The organism is Parasediminibacterium paludis (genome assembly GCF_042651445.1).
Lineage (GTDB): Bacteria > Bacteroidota > Bacteroidia > Chitinophagales > Chitinophagaceae > Parasediminibacterium > Parasediminibacterium paludis.
Map to the genome: position 1 here is coordinate 369918 of NZ_JBHSDC010000022.1, position 7262 is coordinate 377179.

Below are 7262 nucleotides of genomic sequence, written 5' to 3' on the forward strand. Positions count from 1 at the left end.
AGCTGTCTTTTGAAGCATTATTCATCTTATTCGATTGTTTTTCTAACTGCCATAATTGGGTGGTTAATTTCTGTTGCACCTGTACAAGCCCAACAAAAAGATTCTTTTGACATTAAAAAAGATACCTTACGCTTTCCTATAAGCGATAGACGCGGCGACCGTTTTACGTATCAAAACAAAAATCCATTCGATATTAAAGATACCGCTCTTATAAAGCAAAAAATTGAATACGACCCTGCTACCAACACCTATGTTATTGTAGAAAAAATTGGTAATACCATTTACCGAAAACCTACAACACTCACATTTGAACAATATTATGCTCTGCAAAATAAGCTTAACGAAGAAGCCTACTTTAAAGAAAGGGCTAATGCATTGACGCAATTAAATCAGAAGCAACAAAGACCAAAACTCACCGTTTTCAACAGCTTATTTGACAGAATTTTTGGTGCGAAAGATTTGCTTGGAGGCGCAGGCGCAAAACTTGATAGTTTGAAAAGTGGCGTAAAAAATGCAAAAAATAATGCCTTGAATGTAGATATCAAACCACAAGGTTCGGTAGATATTATGGCGGGCTATCAAGGTCAAAAAACATTGAACCCAACATTGCCAGAAGCAGCTAGAAAAAATGGTGGCTTTGATTTTAACATGAATACAAATTTTAATGTTAATGCCAATATTGGTGATAAATTAAAATTGCCTATCAGCTATAATACGCTAGCAAATTTCGACTATTTGAATCAATTAAAACTTGATTATAAGGGTAAGGACGACGAGATTATTAAAAGCATAGAAGCTGGTAATATGTCTTGGCAGTCAAAAAGCACCTTAGTACCATCTTCGCAGAATTTATTTGGTTTAAAAACCCAGTTGCAGTTTGGTAAATTATTTATAACTGCCGCAATTGCTACGCAGCGTAGTCAAAGACAAAGTCAAACCTTAAAAGGCGGAGCCGCTACTACCACTTTTCAGAAAAAATTGGATGATTATGAAGAAAATCGCCACTTTTTGATGGGGCAGTATTTTAGAAATAACTATAATACTACCATGTCTAAGTTGCCATTTGTGAATAGCCAAGTGCAAATACAACGGATTGAAGTTTGGGTAACCAATAGAACTGGTGCTACTACCGATGCTAGAGATATCGTGGGCTTAATGGACTTAGGTGAAAACCAACCGTACAACCCTGCCAATAGCTCCTTAACATCTAGCACTTTGCCTGCCAATGGTGCTAACAATTTGTACAGCTTTTTAACTGGTGACCCTAATAATAGAAACCCTGCACAAATTAATAGCCGATTGATTGCTAGAGGGTTAACGCCGGTTAATGATTTCGAAAAAACCTTTGCAAGAAAATTAACCACTAACGAGTATACTTTTAATGCACAAGCAGGCTTTTTATCGTTAAATAGTCAGTTACAGCCAGATGAGGTATTGGCTGTTGCGTATCAGTACACCAATAATGGTCGTGTATATCAAGTGGGTGAGTTTAGCCAAGACGTAGCATTAGATACCAATGCCAATACATCTGGTGTACAAAAAGTATTGTTCCTCAAATTGTTAAAAGCCACATCTGCACGTACCACATTACCCATTTGGAAATTGATGATGAAAAACGTATATAGCTTAGACGTTTTTGGCTTAAGCAAAGATGGTTTTCAATTAAATGTATTGTACCAAGAACCAAGCGGGGGGTTAAAAAGATATTTGCCTGAAGCAGCACCAAGTGTGGATGGTAAAAGCTTACTCAATATTCTAGGGCTAGATAGATTAAACAGCCGAAACGACCCACAACCTGATGGTATTTACGATTATGTAGAAGGATACACTGTTTTGTCACAACAAGGTAAAATTGTATTTCCTGTGTTAGAGCCCTTTGGTAGCGACTTAGCGCGGCTTGCATTTAATGGGCAACCCGCGTTACAGCAAAAATATGTGTACCAACAATTATACGATAGCATTAAAGCCATCGCACAAACTTATGCCAATCTCAACCGGTTTGTGATGCAAGGCCAAGCAAAGGGCAGCGGAGGTAGCGAAATTTATTTAGGTGCCTTTAATATTCCGCAAGGTTCGGTAAAAGTAACTGCTGGTGGACAAAACTTAATTGAAGGGTTAGATTATAGTATTGATTATAACCTAGGTCAAGTAAAAATATTAAACCAAGCCATTTTAAACTCTGGCGTGCCAGTAAATGTTTCGTACGAAAACAATGCACAATTTGGTCTGCAACAGCGAGGCTTTTTGGGCTTAAGAGCCGATTATAAAGCAAGCAAAAAACTACAGTTTGGGGCATCTATGGAGCGTTTAAATGAACGACCGTTTTTTACCAAAGTAAATATTGGTGAAGACCCTATCAGAAATACCATGTATACCGCAGATGTAAGCTACAAATCTGATTTGCCAGGTCTCACAAGATTACTAGATAAGTTGCCGTTTTATACAACCAAAACCATGAGTACTATTACTGCTTATGGTGAAGGCGCTTATTTAAAACCAGGCCATCCTGCACAAATTGGTAGCGGTAATAGCGGTTTGTTTTATATAGATGATTTTGAGGGTACAAGAAGCAGTTTAGATTTGCGTTTTCCATTGGTTGCTTGGGCCTTAGCAAGTACGCCACAAGGTACTACCTCATTTCCCGAAGCAACATTAACCGATAGTGTTGATTATGGTAAAAATCGTGCAAAATTAGCTTGGTACAACATTGAGCCAACTTTGCAAGATAAAAATAGTACCAACAGCCCCTTTAGAAATAATTTAGATGAGATTAGTAAACCAAGTACAAGATTGGTGTATACCAGTGAATTGTTTCCACAACAAACTACTAATATTACCAATACACAGCAAGTTACTTTTGACCTTGCCTATTACCCTACAGATTTAGGACCTTATAACTTTGAAGCCAATCCCTCACAAATAGACGGTAACGGTAAATTAAAGAACCCAAGAACAAGGTGGGGTGGTATTATGCGTAGCATAGATCAAACTGATTTTGAAACCAATAATATTGAAAATATTGAGTTTTGGGTACAAGATCCATTTATCAAAAACCCATCAAGTACAGGTGGTAAATTACGTATTAACTTAGGTAATATTAGTGAAGATATTTTGAAAGATGGTAAGCGCTTTTATGAAAATGGTTTGAATACACCAACGTCACCAGCGGCTGTGGATAGTAGCAATACTTGGGGTAAAACACCCGTAAACCCTATTCAAGTAACACAAGCATTTAGCAATAATGTTGATGATAGGGCTTACCAAGATGTGGGGTTTGATGGTCTTGATAATGATGGCGAGCGACGTAAAAGAGCATTTTATTTAAACCAGATCGCTAACAACTTTGGTACCAACTCAACACTGTATCAGAGAGCCATTAAAGACCCTTCCAATGATGACTATGCTTGGTATCGTGACCCTGCTTTCGACGCTGCTAAAACGGGTATTTTAGGACGGTATAAAAATTATAATAATCCGCAAGGCAATTCTCCAGTTGCTACCACAAGTTCTCAGTTTTCATCTGCAGCCACTTTATATCCTGATAATGAGGATTTAAATAGAGATAATACATTAAACGAAACTGAAGAATATTACGAATATGAGTTTGATTTAAGACCAGGTATGGCGGCAGGTGTAACACCCTATATTACAGATTCTAAGGTTGTGAATGTTACTTACGCCAATGGTACATCTGGATCGGAAACTTGGTTTTTATTTAGGGTACCAATAAAAAGTTATACGAGAAAAATTGGTCAAATACCAGATTTTAAATCTATACGATTTGTTAGAATGTATTTAACAGATTTTGAAGATTCAACAGTATTGCGTTTTGCAAAGCTAGATTTGGTACGTAATCAATGGCGTGGTTTTACTTATAATTTGGATACAACAGGATCTTACACACCAATAAATACAAGCACCACTTACTTTAATACGTTGGCAGTAAACCTTGAAGAAAATAGTAGTAGAACACCTGTTAACTATGTTATTCCACCAGGCATTGAACGAGTACAGGTATTAAGTAATAATGGTGTAAACCTATTACAAAATGAACAATCGCTAAGCATGCAGATACAAAATCTTGCCGATGGCGATGCAAGAGCCGTGTTTAAAACTGTTAACTTAGATCTGCGTCAATATGGTACGCTATCCATGTTTGCCCACGCAGAAAGTGTACCCAAGTTTGCACCTGTAACTGATAATCAATTGAATCTTGTTGTGCGGATTGGTCAAGACTTTTTGAACAATTACTACGAGATAAAAATCCCTTTAAAAATTACCCCTTCAGGTAATTATTCTAAAGCAGATGCTATAAAAGTATGGCCTGCTGAAAATAATCTCGACTTTAGTTTGCAAGAATTGGTAAATCTAAAACAACGGAGAAATGGCAGTCGTACTAACGTAACAGATATTTATCGCGAATTACTTGGCACCAAAACCTTCAGTGTTTTGGGTAATCCTAATTTAGGCGAAGTTACAGGGATACTTGTGGGTGTAGAAAATGCCAAAGATGGTAATACCTCGCCTTTAAGTACCGAGGTTTGGATCAATGAACTACGCCTATCTAGCGCCAATGAAGATGGTTCTTATGCAGCAGTAGGTAGGGTAGATATGCAGTTGGCAGATTTAGGCAGATTAACTGTTTCTGGCAATATGCATACAGCAGGCTGGGGTAGTATCGAACAGAAAATTGGTGAACGTGCTCAGGAAACAATGACGCAATTTGACGCTGCTATAAATATTGATGCTGGTAAATTAGTACCTAAGGCTGCTCGATTGTCTATACCCATTTACGCTAGTATTAATAAAACAGTAAAAACACCTAAGTACGACCCGTTTGATAAAGACGTACTGTTTAAAGACAAAATTACACAAGCTAAAACCCAAGCAGAAAAAGACTCTATAAAAAATGCAGCGCTTGATCAAACAACCATTAAAACCTTAAACTTTACCAATGTACGTGTAATGCCCAAGGGCAAGCCTAAGTTATTAAGTATTAGTAATTTTGATGTGAGTTATTCATTTACCCAAACGGTACAAATGAATCCTACAGTGGTCCGAAATGAAATGAACAAGTACCGTGGAAATCTAGGGTATACTTATAATAAACCTACAAAATATGTAGAGCCGTTTAAGAAACTCATTAAAAATAGAAATCCTTGGTTAACACCCATTAGAGATTTCAATTTTAATCTCAAACCATCTTTGCTATCGTTTAGAGCCGATGTTAACAGACAATTTGGTCAATATATACCACGTGTTGTAAACACAGATTTATCATCCAGTAAGGTAGAAAAAGTAGATACAACTTATGACAAATACTTTAAATTCGATAGATTTTACAACCTACGTTGGGATTTAAGCAGAAGCTTAAACTTTGATTTTAAAGCTACCAATAACGCCTATGTAGACGAACCAGACGGCGCCCTTGATACAAAAGCAAAACGTGATACAGTGAGAAACAATTTCTTTAAAGGTGGGCGTAATATTCAATACAATCAAGAAGCAATTTTCACTTATACCATCCCTATTAACAAGCTGCCAATGACAGATTGGATTACAGCTCGTTACAATTACGGTACATCGTTTAGTTGGGTGGCTGCTAGTCGATTAGCGATTAGTATTGGTAACGTTTTGGAAAATAGTCAGCGTAATAATTTAACCACAGAATTCGATTTTACAAGGCTTTACAACAAAAGTCGTTGGTTACGTGAGGTAAATAGAGTATCCATGCCAAGACCAGGTGCTAACAATAATGCAAAACCTGTAACCAATGCTATTGCCAATCCAAAACCAGTCAATGCATTAGGTTTAACTATTCGTACAAGAGATGAAGTGATACATGATAAAGATGGTAAATTATTGGTAGGAAAAGTTAAGAAGCAAGCCTTACAAAAATGGCGTCAACAGAAGCGTGATTTACGTACAGCAGAGCGATTAAAAAAAGCCAATGAACCTGTTGAAATGAGTGGTTTTATTAGAGGCGTGGGTAAAGCCATCACCATGGTAAAACGCGCATCCATCAACTATACTGAAAACTATCGTAGCCGTGTACCAGGCTATATGGATAGTACGCAATTCTTAGGTGAAAACTTTAAAAGTAACCAACCAGGTTTAGATTATGTTTTTGGTCGCCAGCCAGATACGACTTGGTTGAACCAGAAAGCGGCCTTGGGCGTTTTGTCTCGTGATAGTTCTTTTAACGATTTCTACCGTCAAAATTTTCAACAAACATTAAGTTTAACGGCACAGCTAGAGCCAGTAAGAGAATTTATTATAGATGTCAATTTAGACAAAAGCTTTAGTAAAGAATATTCTGAATTGTTTAAAGACACCATTAATAATAATAGCGGTACAAAACAACATTTAAGCCCCTATGCAAGCGGTGGTTTCAGTGTATCGTATATTTCATTTGGTACCTTGTTTAGGAGTAGTAATCCAAACGTTGTCTCATCTACATTTACACAGTTTGAAAATAACCGTTTAATTATTTCCAACCGTGTAGCTTCAGCAAACCCTTATTATACCGGAGGTGTTAATGCTGATGGTTATGCTAAAGGCTACGGTCGCTACTCGCAAGATGTATTAATACCAGCCTTTTTAGCTGCCTATTCAGGTAAAGATCCACGCACTGTTGGTTTAATTAATCAAGATAATGGTACTATTAGGAAGAATCCGTTTAGTACTATTTTACCAAAACCAAATTGGCGTTTAACCTATACCGGTTTATCTAAGTTGCCTGCATTGTCTAAAATTTTTACCAGCATTACATTAACCCATAGTTACAAAGGCGAATTAAGTATGAACAACTATACCAGCGCTTTAAACTATTATGATCCTTTGCACTTGGGTGCACCGCAGTTTATCGATACAGTAAGCGGCAACTATGTACCTTTCTTCCTATTGCCAAATATTACCATTAAAGAAGAATTTGGTCCACTAGTAGGTATAGATATCACCACGGTTAGTCATTTGAATGTGAAGTTTATGTACAACAAAAGCCGCCAACTAAGTTTAAGCCTTGTTGACTATCAGTTGAGCGAAACCAATAGTAGCGAAATTGTAGTTGGTGGTGGTTATCGGATAAAAGGCCTTCGCTTACCATTTAAGCTGCCATTTATGAAAAATACCAAGCTAGATAACGACCTCAGCTTTAAAGTAGATGTAGGTGTACGTAACGATGCTACTAGCAATAGCCGACTTGACCAGCAAAATGCTTATGGTACAGGTGGCCAGCGTGTAGTAACTATACAGCCTTCTAT

Annotated in this window: 1 protein-coding gene; it reads left to right on the top strand. The window is 37.2% G+C overall.

Translation table 11 applies throughout. The features are described 5' to 3' along the window. Positions 1–9: 9 nt before the first annotated feature. On the top strand, positions 10–7262 hold a 7253-nt coding region (gene sov / locus ACFOW1_RS11930), incomplete at its 3' end, for a T9SS outer membrane translocon Sov/SprA (protein WP_379014522.1).